At 37.3% G+C, this 19,900-nt stretch carries 14 protein-coding genes, 1 other RNA gene and 1 pseudogene; 7 read left to right on the top strand and 9 right to left on the bottom strand.

Going from position 1 to position 19,900, the window contains the following annotated elements; genetic code table 11:
- Positions 1–46 precede the first annotated feature (46 nt).
- The 5 genes from HX109_RS15925 to HX109_RS15905 all read right to left on the bottom strand — a co-directional run bounded on the left by HX109_RS15925 (position 47) and on the right by HX109_RS15905 (position 6,887).
- Positions 47–736 (bottom strand): TIGR00730 family Rossman fold protein, encoded by a 690-nt coding sequence (locus HX109_RS15925; protein ID WP_178953845.1) that lies wholly within the window; start codon positions 734–736, stop codon positions 47–49.
- A gap of 37 nt (positions 737–773) precedes the next feature.
- The gene (gene uvrA, locus HX109_RS15920; protein ID WP_178953843.1) at positions 774–3,605 is read right to left on the bottom strand and encodes an excinuclease ABC subunit UvrA; all 2,832 of its coding nucleotides are present in this window, start codon (positions 3,603–3,605) and stop codon (positions 774–776) included.
- A gap of 242 nt (positions 3,606–3,847) precedes the next feature.
- Positions 3,848–4,555: a hypothetical protein gene (locus HX109_RS15915; RefSeq protein WP_178953841.1), complete on the bottom strand. Its 708-nt coding sequence runs from the start codon at positions 4,553–4,555 to the stop codon at positions 3,848–3,850.
- Positions 4,556–4,614: 59 nt separating this feature from the next.
- Positions 4,615–6,297, bottom strand: a complete 1,683-nt coding sequence (ggt, locus tag HX109_RS15910) for a gamma-glutamyltransferase (protein WP_178953839.1) — start codon at positions 6,295–6,297, stop codon at positions 4,615–4,617.
- Between the two features lie 2 nt (positions 6,298–6,299).
- Positions 6,300–6,887 carry an ACP phosphodiesterase gene (locus tag HX109_RS15905; RefSeq protein ID WP_178953837.1) on the bottom strand — a complete coding sequence of 196 codons (588 nt, stop codon included), beginning with the start codon at positions 6,885–6,887 and terminating at the stop codon, positions 6,300–6,302.
- 188 nt (positions 6,888–7,075) lie between these two features.
- On the opposite strand from HX109_RS15905, the gene glmM reads away from it, so the two are divergent.
- Positions 7,076–8,464, top strand: coding sequence for a phosphoglucosamine mutase (gene glmM / locus HX109_RS15900; protein WP_178953835.1), 1,389 nt, complete (start codon positions 7,076–7,078; stop codon positions 8,462–8,464).
- Positions 8,465–8,557: 93 nt separating this feature from the next.
- On the opposite strand, the gene HX109_RS15895 is transcribed toward glmM, so the two are convergent.
- Positions 8,558–9,022, bottom strand: a complete 465-nt coding sequence (locus HX109_RS15895; protein ID WP_178953833.1) for a GNAT family N-acetyltransferase — start codon at positions 9,020–9,022, stop codon at positions 8,558–8,560.
- Complete coding sequence (locus HX109_RS15890) at positions 9,023–10,039, bottom strand: formimidoylglutamase (protein ID WP_178953831.1); 1,017 nt, start codon at positions 10,037–10,039, stop codon at positions 9,023–9,025. It abuts the gene before it with no gap.
- Between the two features lie 183 nt (positions 10,040–10,222).
- Between HX109_RS15890 and HX109_RS15885 the strand changes: the two genes are divergently transcribed.
- The 4 genes from HX109_RS15885 (at position 10,223) to yidC (ending at position 15,556) form a co-directional block, all read left to right on the top strand.
- Positions 10,223–11,125 carry a hypothetical protein gene (locus tag HX109_RS15885; protein WP_178953829.1) on the top strand — a complete coding sequence of 301 codons (903 nt, stop codon included), beginning with the start codon at positions 10,223–10,225 and terminating at the stop codon, positions 11,123–11,125.
- Between the two features lie 401 nt (positions 11,126–11,526).
- Positions 11,527–11,754, top strand: coding sequence for a DUF3820 family protein (locus tag HX109_RS15880; protein ID WP_178953827.1), 228 nt, complete (start codon positions 11,527–11,529; stop codon positions 11,752–11,754).
- Between the two features lie 140 nt (positions 11,755–11,894).
- The gene (locus HX109_RS15875) at positions 11,895–13,511 is read left to right on the top strand and encodes a CTP synthase (protein ID WP_178953825.1); all 1,617 of its coding nucleotides are present in this window, start codon (positions 11,895–11,897) and stop codon (positions 13,509–13,511) included.
- A gap of 161 nt (positions 13,512–13,672) precedes the next feature.
- The gene (yidC, locus tag HX109_RS15870) at positions 13,673–15,556 is read left to right on the top strand and encodes a membrane protein insertase YidC (protein WP_178953823.1); all 1,884 of its coding nucleotides are present in this window, start codon (positions 13,673–13,675) and stop codon (positions 15,554–15,556) included.
- A gap of 122 nt (positions 15,557–15,678) precedes the next feature.
- Here yidC and HX109_RS15865 read toward each other — a convergent pair whose 3' ends face one another.
- Complete coding sequence (locus HX109_RS15865) at positions 15,679–16,260, bottom strand: tRNA-(ms[2]io[6]A)-hydroxylase (RefSeq protein WP_178953821.1); 582 nt, start codon at positions 16,258–16,260, stop codon at positions 15,679–15,681.
- 205 nt (positions 16,261–16,465) lie between these two features.
- Here HX109_RS15865 and eboE point away from each other — a divergent pair, with 205 nt between their 5' ends.
- Entirely contained in the window at positions 16,466–17,680 is a 1,215-nt protein-coding gene (eboE, locus tag HX109_RS15860; protein WP_178953819.1) for a metabolite traffic protein EboE, read from the top strand.
- Here the strand turns inward: eboE and HX109_RS15855 are convergent.
- A pseudogene (locus HX109_RS15855) lies at positions 17,677–19,403 on the bottom strand (DNA polymerase III subunit gamma/tau). The gene eboE and the pseudogene HX109_RS15855 sit on opposite strands and share 4 nt — an antisense overlap.
- Before the next feature lie 98 nt (positions 19,404–19,501).
- On the opposite strand from HX109_RS15855, the gene rnpB reads away from it, so the two are divergent.
- Positions 19,502–19,809, top strand: an RNA gene (gene rnpB, locus HX109_RS15850) — RNase P RNA component class A.
- Positions 19,810–19,900 lie beyond the last annotated feature (91 nt).

Here is a 19,900-nt window from a genome sequence, read left to right as displayed (position 1 = left end):
GTCGAACCTTCCAATTCTTTGGTAATTATTTAAATAAAAGTTTCCCTTAAAAATTCGGACTCAAGTCGTATTTATTATAGAAGGTATCGAGAACATCTATAACCTCGTCTGCGGTATCCACTAGTTTTATTAATTCCAAATCTCCCGGACTTACGTTATTATTGGCTTCCAACAAGGTATTACGTACCCAATCCATTAGTCCGCCCCAAAAACTACTATCTACCAAAATTATGGGGAATTTTGCGATTTTATTCGTCTGTATAAGTGTTATAGCTTCAAAAAGCTCGTCTAATGTACCAAATCCACCTGGCATGACTACAAACCCTTGAGAGTACTTTACAAACATTACCTTCCTTACAAAGAAATAATCGAAGTCCAGGTTTTTGTCGCTATCTATATATGGATTGTCGTGTTGTTCGAAAGGCAATTCTATATTTAAGCCCACAGAAGTACCACCCGCAAGATGAGCACCTTTGTTACCAGCCTCCATAATTCCTGGGCCTCCACCAGTTATAACCCCGTAACCAGCCTCCACTATTTTCGTTGCGATTTCTTCAGCCAACTTATAGTATTTGTGGTCTGGTTTTGTTCTTGCAGAGCCAAAAATAGAAACGCAAGGTCCAATTCTACTTAAACGCTCGTAACCGCTTACAAACTCACTCATTATTTTAAAAATAGCCCAAGAATCGTTGGTTTTAATTTCGTTCCAGCCTTTACTGTGTTGTTCTTTTCTCATTATTGTTATTTTTCTTCGGAAGTCAGTGCTTCTATAATTATTTTAACTCGTTCTTTAAATATTTTGCGGTATAGCTTTTTGTGTTTTTTATAATCTCCTCAGGAGTACCAGTGGCAATTAACTTTCCACCGCCTTTTCCGCCCTCGGGACCAATATCTATAATGTGGTCTACCATTTTAATAACATCCAGGTTATGTTCAATTATCAATACCGTATTTCCTTTGTCGGTAAGGGTGTTTAAAACTCCCATTAATACATTAATATCTTCAAAGTGAAGCCCTGTAGTAGGCTCATCTAAAATATAGAAAGTATTTCCAGTATCTTTTTTGGAAAGTTCCGTAGCGAGCTTAACCCGTTGTGCTTCGCCACCCGAGAGGGTGGTAGATTGCTGCCCAAGTGTAATATAGCCCAAGCCTACATCTTGTAAAGTGGCCAGTTTTCGGTGTATTTTGGGGATGTTTTCAAAAAAATCCACAGCCTCATTGATTGTCATATCCAACACATCGGATATTGATTTTCCTTTGTATCGAATCTCTAAGGTTTCCCTATTAAAACGCTTTCCATTACAAGTTTCACAAGCCACGGTAACGTCTGGTAAAAAGTTCATTTCTATAACCCGTACTCCAGCGCCTTGGCAAGTTTCACAACGACCACCTTTTACGTTAAAACTAAATCTTCCCGGTTTGTAACCACGAATCATCGCTTCGGGAGTTTGTGTAAATAGGCTTCTAATCTCACTAAATACACCTGTATACGTAGCGGGATTGGATCTTGGGGTTCGCCCAATGGGAGATTGGTTAATATCTATAACTTTATCGATATGCTCCAAACCTTTAATGCTCTTGTAGGGCATGGGGATTTTTACCGCATTGAAAAAGTGGGCATTTAAAATAGGGTAGAGGGTCTCGTTTATAAGTGTGGATTTTCCGCTGCCCGATACACCCGTTACCCCAATCATTTTTCCCAAAGGGAATTCTACATTCACCTTTTTTAGATTGTTACCCGTGCATCCTTTCAAGGTGATGGATTTTCCATTGCCTTTTCGTCGCTCCTTAGGAACAGGAATTTCTTTTTTGCCTGTTATATAATCTGCGGTAAGCGTGTGATAATTTTTTAAATCTGTTGGCTTGCCTTCAGAAATTATTTCACCACCCATTTTACCGGCCTTTGGCCCAATATCGATGACGTGGTCGGCACGTTCAATCATATCCTTGTCGTGTTCCACCACAATTACAGAGTTGCCAATATCCCTTAAAGACTCCAGCGACTTTATGAGTCGGTCGTTGTCCCTTTGATGCAGCCCTATACTAGGTTCATCCAGAATATAAAGCACACCCACAAGTTGAGAACCTATTTGTGTTGCCAACCGAATGCGTTGGGCCTCTCCACCAGAAAGTGATTTAGAACTTCTGTTCAAAGAAAGGTAATCTAACCCCACATCCAGCAAGAAACTAATACGGGCATTTATTTCCTTTAATATCTCTTCTCCAATTTGAAGTTGCTTTTCTGAAAGTGACTGGGGAAGTTCCTTAAAAAACTTAGCCAATTCTACCATATCTAAGGATGACAGTTCTGCGATGTTTTTTTCGTTTATTTTAAAATACAACGATTCCACCCGAAGACGGCTGCCATCGCAGGTCGGACAATTAACTTTGTCCATATAACCTTTGGCCCATCGGCGAATGGAGGTTGACTGACTTTCTTCAAATTGATTCTTGATAAAACTAATAATCCCTTCGAAGTCAATTTTATAATCCCTTGTAATCCCTAGGGTTTTCGATTCAATGGAGAATTTTTCATTTCCGCCATTTAGAATCATATCCATTGCTTCGGAAGAGATACTTTTTATCGGATCCGTTAATTTAAAGTCGAAACGCTGTGCAATAACTTCCAGCTGCTTAAAAATCCAAGATTGTTTGTATTCCCCTAAAGGTGATATTCCTCCAGATTTTATGCTTGAACTAGCATTAGGGATAATTTTTTCTAAGTTTACTTCATGAATTTTACCCAACCCACTACACGTTGGGCACATACCTTTCGGCGAGTTGAAGGAAAAAGTATTGGGTTCAGGATTGGGATACGAAATTCCTGTGGTTGGACACATTAAATTCCGACTAAAAAAGCGGGTATCCCCAGTTTCGTGATCTAAAATCATCAAAACATCATCACCGTGGTACATGGCAGTGTTAATAGTTTCACTTAATCTTTTGGAGGTGTTATCGCTATCGTCTACCTGCAATCGATCTATTACAATTTCAATATCATGATTTTTGTAACGATCTACTTTCATTCCTTTCGTGAGGTCAACCACTTCACCATCCACGCGTACTTTTACAAATCCTTGCTTTGCGATTTGCTCAAATAATTCCCTGTAATGTCCTTTTCTACTTCTTACTACAGGAGCTAATACATTGATGCGTTTTCCGTTAAAATCAGCTAAAATAAGCTCTTTAATCTGTTCGTCGCTGTAGCTAACCATTTTCTCCCCAGTATTGTAGCTATAGGCATCTCCAGCGCGGGCAAACAAAAGCCGTAAAAAGTCGTAAATTTCCGTAATCGTTCCCACCGTAGACCGTGGTGATTTGGAAGTTGTTTTCTGTTCAATGGCGATAACCGGAGAAAGTCCGTCTATTTTATCGACATCAGGACGTTCCAGTCCGCCCAAAAACTGTCTCGCATAGGCCGAGAAGGTTTCTATATAACGGCGTTGCCCTTCCGCATAAATGGTATCGAAAGCCAAGGATGATTTTCCACTTCCCGAGAGCCCGGTAATGACCACCAACTTTTCTCTCGGAATGGTAACATCTATATTTTTTAGGTTATGGACTCTAGCACCCTTTACCTCTATATTTTCTTCAAAATTCGTCATACAAAATACAAAACCGTAAAGTTACGATTTTAAGTGGTAAAAGTGAAGGAGCGTTTATGTTGAATTTTAAACGTATTAATGGAATACCGAATTCAGGCAATGGAATTTATAAGAGGTTGATTATCATTTGCCAACTCAATGAAAAATCACAACGAGATTTTATGTTTTTGCTCAATTTTTAGAAAAGGCAGAATTATTTTTTAAAACTGGAAATATTAAAAATTAATGGGATGCTCACAAAGCTAATTATACCCTTTTACATCTCCCATATCTAAGGTGAAAAATAGAAATTTATGTTTGGAGGGAAGGTAAGTAGTCGTTTCAGTCACCTTCCAATCGTCCCAAGAGGCTTCCATACCGCCAATAGGAATAATTTGTGCCCACATTTTATAGCTCTCTGGAAAACCGTTTGACTTTAATTTCCATAAATAGGAATCTCCGGGAGTATTGCCTCCTTGGGTGTAAGTTACTAATAAGGCCTCCTCACCATTATCTAGTTTGACTAATTTTCTTACGGTTCCTTTATCCATAATTTTAAAAGGTGCAACAAGCCAAAAAGAATCGTTGTTAAAATAGTTGACAGCTTTTTCTATAAGCTCTTCCCGAGGTTCTGTATGCATTTTAACACCATCAATAAAAACTTCACTTTTACTGTAGTTTTTAAGGTTTAACTTTACTAAATTCTCATCCCATTTAACATCGGCCCTATGCTTTTCTTTATCCCATTTATAAAAGTGTTTATTGTTAACAGACCATTCTATAAATCTCGTTTTTGTATAATTTGTATAGTTGATGGCTTTTAACATCTTTTGGGCCAAGGCTTCGGCTTCCTTTCCCTCTTTACCTACAGGAAGTGGTTCGTTATAGACAAAATATACCACAGCGCTAATTACAGCCAGTACAGCAGCGAGTACAAAAAGGAATTTAAGGATATTCTTAATAATTTTCATCGAGTGCTTTTTAAGGTGAATTTACAAAATGTTTTCACTAATGGTGGTTTAAGTGCGCATTAAAATCCGTTTGCTGCATCGTCCCCACGACTATCGGCCCCTGCTTCCAATTTACCATCGGGCAGCACAAGTATGGCATCTACGCTTCCAATAATGCGGGAATTAGACTCATTAATTTTATAACCAAGTTTTTTAAGGTCTAAAATAGTTTTCTTATTAAAGCTATTGGGTTCCATAAGAATTTCGTCTGGTAACCACTGATGGTGAAATCTAGCCGCATCCACAGCTTCTTGCATCCCCATACCGTATTCTTTTATATTTAATATTGTTTGTAATACAGAAGTGATAATGGTAGAGCCCCCAGGGGTTCCCAAGACCATTAATAGTTTTCCATTCTGTTCCACAATAGTAGGCGTCATACTGCTCAACATTCGTTTTTCTGGGGCAATGCTATTGGCTTCCGCTCCTATGAGTCCGAACATATTTGGGACTCCAGGTTTGGCGCTAAAATCGTCCATTTCATTATTAAAAAAGAAGCCTAGCTCTTCTGAATAAAGCTTAGAACCGTAGGCGCCGTTTAAGGTGGTAGTTACCGCTACCGCATTTCCAAAACTATCTACGATGGAAAAATGGGTAGTTTGATCGCTTTCCACAATTTCTATATTTCCATGGGAAACCGATGTCGAAGCGGTTGCTTTATCAAAAGAAAAAGATTCCATTCTTTTGGACACATATGCATCACTGATTAATTCTTTCTGCGGAATTTCATAAAAATCTGGATCTCCCAAGAAGTAGGCCCTGTCGGCATAAGCACGGCGTTCTGCTTCTGTAATTACTTGAATAGCTTTGGTTGTATTATGGCCCAATTTCTTAAGGTTATAAGGCGCAATCATTTTCATGATTTGTGCTAGGGTGATTCCGCCACTGCTAGGCGGAGCCATGGAAATAACCTTTAAATCTTTGTAATTAAATACTGTTGGGTTGCGCCAAACGGCATTGTATTGAGCGAGGTCTTTAAGTGTTATGAGTCCGCCATGTTTTTGAATAACCTCTACAATTTTTTCTGCAATTCCCCCAGTATAAAAACCGTCTTTTCCTTTGGTTTTAATAGTTTCCAATGTTTTTGCCAACTGTTGGTAATGTATATGGTCGCCTTCCTCGAATGGTTTTGCAAATAAAATAGTATCGCCACTAACTTCCACAATTTTCTTCCGATGGTAATTCAATCGGTTAGCCTGTTTTTTAGTTACCAAAACACCTTTCAATGCCAAGTCTATTGCCGGTTGAATAAGCTTTTCCATAGGTATGCTTCCAAATTTTTTATGGGCTTCAAACATACCAGCAACACTCCCGGGGACACCCACTGCCAAAGCCCCGGTAGTACTCAAATTAGGGATTACGTTTCCTAAGGAATCCAAATACATGGTTTTAGAGGCGGCCATGGGAGCTTTTTCCCGAAAATCCAATGTTCCCGTTTCTCCATTTTCCAATCGGTATACCATAAAACCACCGCCCCCAAGATTTCCAGCAAAGGGAAATGCTACGGCAAGGGCAAATTTGGTGGCGATCATGGCATCAAAAGCGTTGCCGCCCTGTTTTAAAATTACACTACCAATTTTTGAAGCTTCAGCACGGGCAGATACTACCATGGCTTCATTGGTAACCAGTCCTTTTTTAACCTTTTCAGTAGACTTACAGCTACCAATTAAAAGTAGGGAAAGGAGAAATAATCGTTTCAGCATAATTAAGTAAAGGAATTTAGTTTGTGTGTACAAAAGGCTTGAAGTTCTTCAAAAAAAGAAGTGAATTCCGCTTCAAAACTGTCATAGTTATCTTCAAGGTCCTTAATGGCATAATTCATTTTAGATCTGTTTTTGGTGCGTCGGTTCATACCGTCCAAAACCCTTGTAATGCCATCTAGTTTGGCGTAATTAAGTAGCCAGTTGTCGGCAATCATATAAGGCATCATTTTTTTGATATTTATCGGCAATACGTCATAATAGATTCCTAAAAGATCATAAAAATCATCTACAAAAAGGCCTAAGGGTTTATCACTGTACTGATTCCAGTTTTTAGCCAAAAAATGATCGTAAAATATATCCACGATAACCCCGCTATAGTGACTGTAATTTTTGTGGAGCCTTTTAGTGCTGAGCCTTACCGTAGGGTGCGCATCGGTAAAAGTATCTATGGCACGATGCAGTATAATACCTCTTTTAAAATCTTTGGGATATTCCAGATAACGCTTCCCACGGATGCTGTCGGCCATAAAATTGCCTACTTTAATTTTTGGATTGTCACCGGATAGAAAAATATGCGCGAGAAAATTCATTTCCTAAAATTACAATTATTAATGAAATAGTGGCAGACTGTAAAAAAATCTTGTACAAAACTTATTCATTGAGAAGTTTAAACGCATCAAACTTTTATCTTTGCCATAAATAGGAGTTTTCATGTCGTTTACAGGAATATTCATGTTGCACATGGCAATTCGGTTAGATTCACGTTAAAATTAATTCAATGACACTAATAAAATCAATATCTGGAATTCGAGGTACCATCGGTGGAAATACCGGTGATAATCTTACCCCGTTAGACGCCGTTAAATTTGCTGCAGCTTATGGTAGCTGGCTAAAAAAGCAGGTTAAAAGCAATAAACTTACTGTAGTTATTGGGCGGGATGCCCGTATTTCTGGAGAAATGATACAAAACCTGGTTTCGGCAACCCTGGTGGGTCTTGGCATCGATGTTATAGATCTAGGGCTTTCTACCACGCCTACTGTAGAAATTGCGGTTCCCTTGGAAAAGGCAGATGGAGGGATTATTCTTACTGCCAGTCACAACCCTAAGCAATGGAACGCATTAAAACTTCTTAATAATAAAGGGGAATTTTTAAGTGGAGAAGATGGAAAGCAAATTTTGGAAATTGCAGAAAGCGATGACTTTTCTTTTGCTGAAGTAGACGATCTTGGTACCGTTACGGTAAACGATTCGTATATGGATATTCATATTGATGAAGTTTTGGATTTACCCCTTGTTGATGCTGAAAAGGTAAAAGCTGCTAAATTTAAGGTGGTGGTAGACGGTGTAAATTCTTCCGGAGGTATTGTTATTCCAAAATTATTAAAAGAAATGGGGGTAGAGGTTGTAGAATTGTACTGCAAACCAACCGGACATTTTCCTCACAATCCAGAGCCTTTAAAAGAACACCTTACAGATATTTGCGAATTGGTGGTAAAGCAAAAAGCTGATTTTGGAATTGTAGTAGATCCCGATGTAGACCGATTGGCCTTTATAAGTAACGATGGGGAAATGTTTGGTGAAGAATATACGCTGGTTGCCTGTGCAGATTTTGTATTGGGCAAAACAAAAGGGAACACTGTTTCTAATATGTCTTCTTCCCGGGCGCTACGCGATATTACGGAAAAACACGGAGGCACTTATGAAGCTTCTGCTGTAGGCGAGGTAAATGTGGTGACTTTAATGAAGAAGAACAACGCCATTATCGGTGGAGAGGGCAATGGCGGAATTATCTATCCTGAAAGCCACTATGGTAGGGATTCCCTGGTTGGGGTAGCTTTATTTTTAACCCATTTGGCGGAAAAAGGAATTTCCGTAAAAGAATTGAGGGATAGTTATCCGTCTTATTTTATGAGCAAAAAGAAAATTGCTCTTACTCCTGAGTTGGATGTAGATTCTATTTTGGATACGATGGAAGAACGTTACAAAAAAGAAAACATCACCACCATTGATGGGGTTAAAATCGATTTTCCTGAAAATTGGGTGCATTTACGAAAATCTAATACCGAACCGATTATTAGAATTTATACAGAAGCAAAATCCCAAAAAGAGGCCGATGCACTCGCCGATAAATTTGTTTCAGAAATCACGGAAGTAGCAGGACTATAATATTCAAAAAACTAAATAAGGATCAAACCAACAGGTTTTTCAGATTAATTTTAATAACTAAAAACTTTTGAAAAACCTGTTGGAAGATTCAATTTAGAGTCCGCCCAATAACATTTTGATGTCTGCCCGTTGGTAAGGATTGTCTTTTTCGAGTGGAATTTCAACAAAACCAAATTTTCGATAGAGGTAAATAGCGTTTTCCAGCTTTCTATTGGAATATAACAATACTTGTTTGAATTTATTTTTTAGCGCAAGGTCAATAGCAAATTTTAAAAGTTCCTGGCCTATGCCTTTTCCTTGAAATTTGGGATCTACAGCCATTTTGGTAAGTTCGTAGACTCCATCTTCAATTTTTAAATAGGCAAAACAGCCCACCAAAGTATTTTCCACTTTGGCAAAATAAATGTATCCACCGGCGTCTATGATGTTTTTCTTACAATTTGTAAGTACTTCCTCATCATGCGGTTCTACCACAAAAAACTTTTCCAGCCAGGCTACGTTCAAATCTTTGAAGATCTTTGCATTCTGCGGTTGAAAAGGTACAATTTCTATGTTCATTTATTTCCGTATAAAATCTGATACTAAATAAGCTATAGCTTTTCCTACCATCATTTCCTCTCGTTCGTTGCCTACCTCTGGGGCGGCTTCTGCGATATGTAAATAAGATATGTTTTTAGACTTTTTAGCCTTGAACACAATTTCGCGTACTGTATTTAAGTGTAGACCAGAGCTGCTCATGGCGCTACTTGGCATTCCTTCAATGGCATCCATATCTATTTCTAGACCAAACTTTTTGGTCTTTACAAAATCGATGGCTTCTTTCAATTCAAAATCAAACCCTTTCTCTTTTCTTATAAAAAGCTCTTCAAAGGTATTAAAATGTATATTTTCTTTTTTCAGAAGGGTTTTAAACACCTTTTTAGAAGTGTAATTTTCATGCAAGCCAAAAATAAAATAGTTGTCCAGGAACCCTTCATGGTAGGCATAAGAAAATCCGTTACCACTATGCCTACCTTCACGTTTTCTAAAATCGGAATGGGCATCTACATTAAGACAGTTTATAGCGTTACCAGTTGCCAGCGAAGTACCTTTTATCATTCCGTAGGAATTATTGTGTCCCCCACCAATTACAATGGGTTTTTTACCGCTGGAAACAAGAATGCGAATAAGATTTGTTATTTCCTTATCTATTACAGAAGTTATTTTTCGGGCTTCATCTACTTTTTCTTCACCTTCTAGCGACGCTATTTTTTTTAACTCTTTTTGAAAATCGAGATGTCCCAACAACAGTATTTTAGATCCTTTTGTTTGTTTGTTGTTTTGTATGTTAAGTATAAAAGGAAGTGCGGTATCCCACGCATTTCTGGCTCCCACTTTACCTAAATTTCCAATAATCCCGATATCTTCTGGGATCCCGAGCAGTACGTATTTAGCGTCTGAAGCATTTAATTGAGCTTCAAGCGGTTCATCGGTATGTAATAGTTGAATATGTTCTCCTAGCTTTTGCTCTCCTTTTCTAGAAGAAATAAGCGGAGTGATTGTTTTTAGATCGTAAATAACCAAATTTGAGGTCATAAAATATATATTGTTACAATGAAAATAATAAGTTTGAAGATATGAAGCTCAAAAAAGTTTTAGATTTACTCTTAAATAAATGGTAAATAATCTAAATTCGTTTTTCAATCGTATATACATTCGTAAGGCAATTTAAAAAAAGATTGGTTAAATTGCTGAACCAAATTTTAAAAAAACAAACTTATGACAGAAACAAAATCTAATAATGGATTGAAGGTGATTGCAGGGTTATTGGCTGCAGCCTTAATCGGTACCCTTATCTACACTGCAAGTCTTTATAACAGTAAAAAGGACACTACCGAAAAATTAAACAAGGAGAAAAACTTGGTAATTGAAGATTTAAACAATTTAAAGTCAGATTACGACAGAGCAATTTCAGAAAGTGAGTCGGCCAATGCAGAATTGGTAGAAGCAAGAAATAAAATTGCAACCTACATAGATTCAGTGCAACAAATGAAGGCAGACATCAGTTCGCTTTCCCGTTATAGAAGACAAGTACAGCAACTTACCAAAGAGCGTGAATTTTTGTTAAAGCAAAACGATTCGCTACGTACTTCCAACACCTTGTTGGCTATGCAAAGAGATAGTACAAAAACAGCTTTGCAAGAGCAGTCTATGTTTACAGATTCTTTAATTATGCAAAACACCCAACTTTCTAAAGTTGTAGAAACTGGTGCAGCTTTGGGTCTTTCTAAGTTTTCTGCGGAAGCCGTTAAAGAGCGTAACAGTGGTAAAATAGTTTCAGTAAACAATAATAGAAGAGCAGATAAATTAAAAATATGCTATACCGTAGGTGCCAATAAAATTACAAAGCCAGGAGCAAAGCAATTTTATATTCAGGTAACCAATCCTGCTGGGGTAATTATGGGTGAGCGTGCTGTTGCTGCTAAAGAAGGGGACGACAATACAAAGTCTGTAAGTATAACCTACAGTAAAGCTTCTAGTTTTTATTACGAAAACACTGTTTTAGATGTATGTGATTTCTTAAACAAAGAAGGGGATGAGTTTGCTGAAGGTAAGTATAGCGTGGTAGTATACGACCAAAATTTAAAGGAACTAGGATCAACAGAGTTCGAATTGAAATAAAGAAACTCAACTAACCAATTGATCTAGGAAAGCATCGGGAATTGTCCCGATGCTTTTTTTTTATACAAGATGTTTTGATTTTTCTTCAATACCAATATTTCGTATTGATTAGGGGCATACTCTTACTGGAAGACTAGGTCCGTTGTATATATCCCATTGGCCGACAATAACAAGTAACCGTAAAATGTTAATGCAACCTATTTCAGACAGAATAAGACTAAACTTACGACCTTTTTTCAATATATGTCCAGGTGATCATTAATGGAGCTGTCTATTAAATAGAAGGGATAATTAGGACAATCATTTAGGATGTTCAATCGATAATTAATATTTAAAACAGGGGATATTCCATAGAAGTCATTTAATCCACTATTTTTGTTTGCACTAGAAGTTGGGAAATAATGGATAATTTTGAAAACAAAGAGTTTTTGCTAAAACTAGCGTATGCCAAAATGCCTTTTGGGAAATATAAAGACCGCTATTTGGTGGATATACCAGAACCGTATTACGTTTGGTTTAGGCAAAAAGGTTTTCCTAAAGGGGCGTTGGGTATGCAATTGGAGGCGATGTACGAAATAAAAGTCAACGGTCTGGAAGGTCTTATTTACGGCATTAAAAAGAGAAGCTGAACAAATTGCTTTCATCATATTTAAACATTCCTAAAATCGGTCTCGTAGACCACCGTTTTTTTAATTCTTATTTGTATTTTTGCCGCGATATTTTCAATAAGCTTTTTTTAGCGGAATTTAAGACAACTAAGAATAGATAAATGGCAGATACCAAATACATTTTTGTTACGGGTGGTGTAACCTCTTCATTGGGGAAGGGAATTATAGCGGCATCATTAGCAAAACTTTTACAGGCTAGAGGTTATAAAACTACAATTCAAAAACTCGACCCATACATCAATGTAGATCCTGGAACCTTAAATCCGTACGAGCATGGAGAATGCTATGTAACGGATGATGGAGCAGAAACCGATTTGGATTTAGGCCATTATGAGCGTTTCCTTAACGTAAACACTTCACAAGCGAATAATGTTACCACTGGAAGAATTTACCAAAGTGTTATTGAAAAAGAACGAAAAGGTGAGTTTTTGGGGAAAACTGTTCAAGTAGTTCCTCATATTACCAACGAAATTAAGGAGCGAATTCAACTTTTAGGTAAAAACGGCGAGTACGATATTGTTATTACCGAAATTGGCGGAACTGTAGGGGATATAGAATCTCTACCTTACATCGAGGCTGTACGCCAGTTAATGTGGGAGTTGGGAGATAATAATGGTTTGGTTATTCACCTTACCCTTGTGCCATATTTATCGGCCGCTGGAGAACTTAAAACTAAGCCAACACAGCACTCTGTAAAAACTTTAATGGAGAGTGGAATAAAAGCTGATATTCTCGTTTGTAGAACAGAACATGAGTTATCCGACGATCTTCGCGAAAAATTGGCGTTGTTTTGCAACGTAAAGCGAGAAGCCGTAATACAATCCATCGATGCATCTACCATCTACGATGTGCCAAACCTAATGTTAGGGGAAGGCTTGGATAGGGTAGTGCTTAAAAAGCTCGCTTTGGAAGAAAAATCGGAGCCAGATTTAGTGCGATGGGATCAATTCTTAGATCGTCATAAAAACCCGAAAGAAGAAGTGCATATCGGTCTTGTTGGGAAATATGTTGAGCTTCAGGATAGTTATAAATCTATTTTAGAGGCTTTTATTCACGCCGGGGCAGAAAATGAAGTAAAGGTAAATGTGGAGTACATCCACTCCGAGCATATAGACAGTAAAGTCCTTCAGCATAAAATAGCTAAATTGGATGGTGTGTTGGTAGCACCAGGATTTGGGGAACGCGGTATCGAAGGGAAAATAGAAGTAATTAAATATGCCCGGGAAAATGATATCCCATTTTTGGGAATATGCCTGGGAATGCAAATGGCGGTAATAGAATTTGCGAGAAATGTATTGGGTATAAAAGATGCAAATTCTACCGAGATGAATTCGCAAACCAAAAATCCGGTTATAGATTTAATGGAAGAGCAAAAAAACATCACCCATATGGGAGGAACCATGCGTTTAGGTGCTTGGGACTGTAAGATTGCTGAAGGAAGTTTGGTAGAAAAAATTTATGGTTCCAATGCCATTTCAGAGAGGCATCGCCATCGTTATGAATTCAATAATAAGTACAAAGACCAAATAGAAGCTGCTGGATTAAAAGCTACAGGATTAAATCCCGATACTGGATTGGTGGAAGTGGTAGAATTGCCCACACACCCTTGGTTTGTTGGAGTGCAGTACCATCCAGAATATAAAAGTACGGTAGCGAATCCACATCCTTTGTTTGTTGGTTTTGTAAAATCTGCTTTAGAACATAAATTAAATAAATAATGCCACTTTGGCATAAATAAAGGGTTTGGGCATATCTTTGCTCGCTAAATTCTTAATTTATTGCCCATTTTGAATAAAAAAATCATATTCGGTATAAAAGATCGGGTAATTTAACCCTCGGTAAGGGTTTTAAACGAAGCAATCTTATTAATAATAATTAAATGGAAGAAAAGAAATTTGACATAAACTCAATACTCGGTTTTGTGCTTATTGGTGCAATATTGATTTGGGTTATGTACAACAATCAACCTACGGAAGAGGAAATTCAAGCTGAAAAGGCCAAGCAGGAACAGGTTGAGAAAGCAAAGGATCAAGAAGAAAATGCAGCTGTTGTCGATAAAATTCCATCAGTAGATCTTAAAGATTCAACGGCTTTAGCACAATACAAAGGGACTTTGGGTGCTTTCGCCTATTCCGCTACTTTGCCATCTGCTAATGGCAATACCACCGTTTTTGAAAACGATTTGGTTCGTTTCGAGATTAGCAATAAAGGAGGACAGATTGTAGAAGCAGTTTTAAAGAATTTCAAAACCTTCGATTCCATTCCCGTTTATTTGGTGAAAGACGGAAATGCTAGTTTTAATTTATCATTTGGAACAACAGATAACCGTACGCTCAATACCCAAGATTTATTTTTTGAGCCTAATTTGAGTAAAAATGGAGAGAATCAAGTGCTTTCCATGAAGTTAAAAACTTCTTCAGATACGTATTTGGAATATCGGTACGAATTAAAGCCTAACGATTATTTAGTGGATTTTACCATAAGGTCTCAAGGGCTTAACGGCGTTATTAATAGTTCACAACCCGTTACATTAGATTGGAAACTAAAAGGAATTCGCCACAGTAGAAGTATAAACTACGAAAACCGATATACCCGTTTAACATACCAAAACGATGGAAGCACCAGTAAACTTTCTCAGGGTGGCGATGATGAAGAAACTGAAAATGATATTAAATGGATATCCTATAGACAGCATTTCTTTAGCTCTATATTGGTAAATCCTAATAATTTTTCTGAAGCAGCACTTACCTCAAAACAACTTTTTGAAGACGAAGGTCCAGAAGAGCAGTTCGTGAAAATGTATACCACATCTACCTCTTTAGAGGTTAAGGGAGGGGAGTTGAATGAAAATTTAAAGTGGTATTACGGTCCAACTGATGCTCGGGTGTTTAAAAATTATAAAGATTTAAACTTAGCCGATTCAATTCCATTTGGTTGGGGGATTTTTGGGTTTATAAACAAACATGTATTTACGCCTCTATACGATTTTCTAAGTTCTGTATTCCCTTACGGAATTGCTATTATAGTAATGACGATTATTGTAAGGATAGCCTTGTCGCCGGTAACATACAAATCGTATGTTTCCCAAGCGAAAATGAAAGTTATTAAGCCAGAGGTTACCGAGATATCCCAAAAATTCAAGGATAATCCAATGAAGCGTCAGCAGGAAACCATGAAGTTGTACCGTAAAGCAGGAGTAAGCCCAATGAGTGGTTGTGTACCAGGTTTGCTACAAATACCTGTTTTCTACGCTTTGTTTATGTTCTTCCCGACGGCTATTATGCTACGCCAAAAATCATTTTTGTGGGCAGATGACCTTTCTTCTTATGATATAGTTTATAAGTTTCCAGAAGGATTTAGTATTCCGTTTTATGGGGATCACGTAAGTTTGTTCCCTATTTTGGCTTCGGTGGCAATTTTCTTTTATATGAAAATGACGACCGGTCAGCAACAAGCGATGCAACAACCACAACAAGAAGGAATGCCCGATATGGGGAGTATTATGAAGGTGATGATCTATATATCACCTATTATGATGTTGTTCTTCTTTAACAACTATGCAAGTGGATTGAGTTTGTATTACTTTGTTTCCAACCTTATTACTATTGTAATTATGTTGGTTATTAAGAACTACATTATAAATGATGATAAAATCCATGCTAAGATTCAAGAGAATAAGAAGAAGCCTAAAAAAGAAAATCGTTTCCAGAAGAAAATGAGGGAAATGATGGAACAGGCAGAACAACAGCAGAAAAAACGATAATCATTACAGAAATTATATAAAAACAGCCTTTACAAGTTAAATTGGAAGGGCTGTTTTGTATTTTGGTACGGTACTAAAATTTAAATCTTAATTTTACCGCTTATCGCCAAAATAAAGCCTTCTTAACCGTGAATGGTTTCCTTTTTGCTTAGATCTTTCATTATTTTAGCTTCAAATTCCAGTAAAGCTTGCCATTTTTCATTTACCTTTTCTGTTTCCCCATACTTGCGGGCAAATTGCAAAAACATTGTGTAGTGGTTGGCTTCGCTTACCATTAAATTTCTGTAGAAAGTGGCCAGTTCCTTATCCTCTAAGTTTTCAGATAAAAGTCTAAACCGTTCACAGCTTCGCGCTTCAATTAAGGCGGCATAGAGTAGTTTGTGAACTAGAAAGTCGGTTCTACTGCCTCCTTTTGGAAAAAACGTCATTAATTTATTTACATACTCGTCTTTTCGATCCCTTCCCAAAGTCCAACCGCGCTCTAAGATTTTGTCATGGACCATTTTAAAATGACTAATTTCTTCCTTTACCAAAGCGGTCATCTCTTGTACCAGTTCCGAATACTCAGGGAAGAGTACTATAAAAGAAATAGCGGTGCTGGTTGCCTTTTGTTCGCAAAAAGCATGATCTGTAAGTATTTCTTCTATGTTTTTTTCTACAATATTCACCCATCTTGGGTCTGTTGGTAATTTTAGCCCTAACATAAACCTTTGCTTATTTGTTTTCTATCTGCAAATATAAGGCGTTTTAATAGGAAGTAGTTTATTTGATGAATATCCAGTGAATGTTTATCGTTAAAACCAAGCGTTGAAAGAATTTATGGTGTTTAAATAAATTATTTTCTTAAATTTTCTATCCTCAATTCTGTTTATTGTTCTGAATAATAAGATTTTAATAGTACTACTCAACATGTATATCAACGGGGCATTTCATTTATCATATTGTACAAATGTCCATAGGGCAGAAACTTGGACAGAGCTCTTTTCTGTTTTGAATGACCATATTCCTACCATAAAAGATAAAATTTCCAAAGAGAATCCTTTTGGCATCAGCCTGCGTTTGTCCCAAAAAGCGAGTCAGGAACTTTCCGAAGATAATAATCTGGACATATTTAAGGATTGGTTGCTTATTCATAACCTGTATGTATTCAGCATCAATGGCGTAGTGTTTGGTAAAATGCATGAAAATAATATAAAAGATTTAGTGTACGCACCCGATTGGAGTTCTAAAGACCGTTTAAGGTATACGCGCCGACTGATAAAGCAATTGTGTGCTATAATGCCCGAAAATGTTACTGGAAGCATAACAACATCTCCTATTGGATACCGATATTGGTACAGTAATGAGGAAGAGGTTAATAAGTGCTACATAAAATCTGCTAAAAACTTGATCAAACTGGTGGCAGAACTCTATAATTTGGAATGTGATACAGGAAAGTACATTCACTTGGATTTAAAACCTGAATCCAATAGTTTGTTATCGAACAGCACTCAAGTAATCGATTTCTTTAGGGCTTACCTTTTGCCTACTGGAGTTGAAGTTTTACCTCAATTGATCGACAGGATTTCTCAAGATGTCGAAGACATCGTTTTGCGATATATAAATATTTGCTACAATGTAAGTGACTTTTTTATGGCTTTTGAAGAGCCTTCTTTCACATTTAAACGTTTTAAGCACACCAAGATCAAGGTGGGTAAGATTCAGTTGAGTTCCATATTGCGCTTAATGATGCACGAAAACAATAAAGAACAAATTTTAAATTTGTTTTCAAAATTCAATCAGGATCGGTTTTTACATCATGTTTCAGAAAAAATAGGGGAGACTGTAATTACCTATCCAGATTTAATGGATGTAGTTCAAAGACATTCTGAAATCGAGGAGTTAAGGGCCCAATTTAAAATTCCTGTTTATATTGATAAGTTTTATGCTTTAGGCTCGAATCAAGATCAAATAGTAGATGTTATTAGGTATTTAAAAGTGAACAATGTATGCGATCAAATTGAGGTGGAGACCTACACTTGGGAACTATTACCGGAAGAGCTTAAAACCAATCTAATTTCTTCCCTTGCTGAAGAGCTTATATGGGTAAGGTACAAAATGGAAGAAAATTCAACCCCAGATTAAACATCGAGATCGAAATCACGCCTTAGTTTGTCTATAAGCGGATTCTTTTCCCGTAATTTTTCATATTTCTCGTAAGGTGTAAACGCATATTGCTTTTCAGCTTCTTCGTTTATACTAATATAAAGCTCAATATGATAATTGTTAAGATTCTTTTTAAGGTATTCCATTAACGGATACTGATCGCGCTCCACTTCTTTTTTTAGGGTGTCGTTGGCCAATTCAATCCAGATTTTATTTTTTCCCTTTAATTTTGGGGTGTCAGAACCGAGGGCAGACCCTAAAATTTTCTTTCCTTCTTCATCGATTTTTTTTACATACTTATGCCAATATTCCTGCATGGTAGCCTCTTCAAACGAGTCTTCAGGAAGATTGTCTTCATCAATAACTTGATTTTTTTTAGCAAGTTCGTGTGCTTTCTTCTTCTTTATGCTCGATAGGGATAGACCGGAAACACTCTTTTTATTCTGTAAATTGATTTTTACTTCGGGAACGATCGTTTTCTTTTCCTCGGAAACCGGTTCTTGTTTTTCGTTAACTTCAGTTGTATTTCCGGGAGATGTATCGGTTGTTTTTGTTACTTCGGAAGAAGCCTTGGATGTTTCCTTTGTCTGTGTTTCTTTAAAAAAAGAAGGTGGAATTATGTAGTTAAGGCCTTTTTTTTTTCTCCATTGTGGTTAATGGAGGCTAATTTCATCAGGCAGAGTTCCACCAATAAACGTTGATTTCTACTACTTCGATAATTCAAATCACAATTATTGGCTACTTCAATACCTTCCAATAAAAAGGCTCTACTGGCTTTTTTACTTTGTTCCAGGTACTTTTGTTTGGCTTCATCCCCTACTTCTAAAAGCGGAATGGTTGCTTCGTTTTGGCAAACTAGCAAGTCCCTAAAATGAGAGGCTAAACCAGCTATAAAATGATGCCCGTCGAATCCTAGGGATAAAATCTTATTGAAATCAATTAATAAGTTAGGGATGTCACCTTCCAAAATAAGATCGGTAGCTTCAAAATAGGTTTGGTAATCGAGTACATTTAAGTTCTCTGTTACTGCTTGGCGGGTTAAATTTTCCCCGGTAAAACTTACCACCCGATCGAAAATGGAAAGCGCATCGCGCATCGCGCCATCTGCTTTTTGGGCAATAATATGCAAGGCATCGTCTTCTGCATTAATGCCTTGTTGTTCTGCTATATACTTTAAATATTCCTTGGCGTCTTTAACGGTAATTCTCTTAAAATCGAAAATCTGGCAACGCGATAGAATAGTCGGGATTATTTTATGTTTCTCTGTAGTTGCTAGAATAAAAATAGCATGCTTTGGTGGTTCTTCCAGCGTTTTTAGAAAAGCGTTGAAAGCCGCTTGGGAAAGCATATGCACCTCATCGATGATATACACCTTATATTTTCCAACCTGGGGAGGGATACGTACTTGATCGATAAGACTCCGAATGTCGTCTACAGAGTTATTGGAAGCTGCATCCAATTCAAAAATATTAAATGCAAAATCTTCATCATCACTTTGTGTACCGTCTTGATTAATCTTCTTTGCCAAAATACGGGCGCAAGTTGTTTTACCAACTCCTCGAGGACCACAAAACAATAATGCCTGTGCTAAATGATTGTGTTCAATGGCATTCAGCAAAGTATTGGTTATGGCCTGTTGCCCAACCACGTCTTTAAATGTTTCAGGTCTGTATTTACGTGCAGATACTACAAAGTGTTCCATCGTAACAAAGATAAAAATTGAAATTTTATATTCTTTGTTTTAAATGTCATTTTGTACTTAATTATTAACAAAATAGATTTTAAATATCTTAATTTTGCCGGGCAGGTCACCTTATCGCTCCCAGTAGTTTTATTGGGGGAGGAAAGTCCGGACACCATAGCGTAGCATAGCGGCTAACAGCCGTCGGCCGAAAGGTTAGGACAAGTGCAAAAGAAAGGATGTACAGGTAATGCTGTAGTGAAATCAGGTAAACTCTATGCGGTGCAACGTCATGTAAACCAATGTTTGAGGGTTACGCGCCCGATGTTGGAGGGTAGGCGGCTAGAATGTTGCAGTAATGTAACATCCAGATAAATGATAAGGGCTTATATTAAGAACAGAATCCGGCTTATGACCTGCTTTTTTACTTAGACTACATACCCTAAAGAACGGTAATTAAATATTCGTTTTGATTTCTAGGTGTAGAGGCGAGATATTAATGTTACTTCTTTGTTAGA

Source organism: Galbibacter sp. BG1, from assembly GCF_013391805.1.
Lineage (GTDB): Bacteria > Bacteroidota > Bacteroidia > Flavobacteriales > Flavobacteriaceae > Galbibacter.
This window is presented reverse-complemented; position numbering and strand designations above follow the sequence as displayed.

Excerpts from the sequence above, each read along its gene's own strand:
- HX109_RS15880 (WP_178953827.1), top strand. The coding sequence starts at position 11,527 with ATGGATAATTTTGAAAACAAAGAGTTTTTGCTAAAACTAGCGTATGCC.
- HX109_RS15925 (WP_178953845.1), bottom strand. The coding sequence starts at position 736 with ATGAGAAAAGAACAACACAGTAAAGGCTGGAACGAAATTAAAACCAAC.
- HX109_RS15885 (WP_178953829.1), top strand. The coding sequence starts at position 10,223 with ATGACAGAAACAAAATCTAATAATGGATTGAAGGTGATTGCAGGGTTA.
- glmM (WP_178953835.1), top strand. The coding sequence starts at position 7,076 with ATGACACTAATAAAATCAATATCTGGAATTCGAGGTACCATCGGTGGA.
- HX109_RS15890 (WP_178953831.1), bottom strand. The coding sequence starts at position 10,039 with ATGACCTCAAATTTGGTTATTTACGATCTAAAAACAATCACTCCGCTT.
- uvrA (WP_178953843.1), bottom strand. The coding sequence starts at position 3,605 with ATGACGAATTTTGAAGAAAATATAGAGGTAAAGGGTGCTAGAGTCCAT.
- HX109_RS15905 (WP_178953837.1), bottom strand. The coding sequence starts at position 6,887 with ATGAATTTTCTCGCGCATATTTTTCTATCCGGTGACAATCCAAAAATT.
- HX109_RS15865 (WP_178953821.1), bottom strand. The coding sequence starts at position 16,260 with ATGTTAGGGCTAAAATTACCAACAGACCCAAGATGGGTGAATATTGTA.
- ggt (WP_178953839.1), bottom strand. The coding sequence starts at position 6,297 with ATGCTGAAACGATTATTTCTCCTTTCCCTACTTTTAATTGGTAGCTGT.
- yidC (WP_178953823.1), top strand. The coding sequence starts at position 13,673 with ATGGAAGAAAAGAAATTTGACATAAACTCAATACTCGGTTTTGTGCTT.
- eboE (WP_178953819.1), top strand. The coding sequence starts at position 16,466 with ATGTATATCAACGGGGCATTTCATTTATCATATTGTACAAATGTCCAT.
- HX109_RS15915 (WP_178953841.1), bottom strand. The coding sequence starts at position 4,555 with ATGAAAATTATTAAGAATATCCTTAAATTCCTTTTTGTACTCGCTGCT.
- HX109_RS15875 (WP_178953825.1), top strand. The coding sequence starts at position 11,895 with ATGGCAGATACCAAATACATTTTTGTTACGGGTGGTGTAACCTCTTCA.
- HX109_RS15895 (WP_178953833.1), bottom strand. The coding sequence starts at position 9,022 with ATGAACATAGAAATTGTACCTTTTCAACCGCAGAATGCAAAGATCTTC.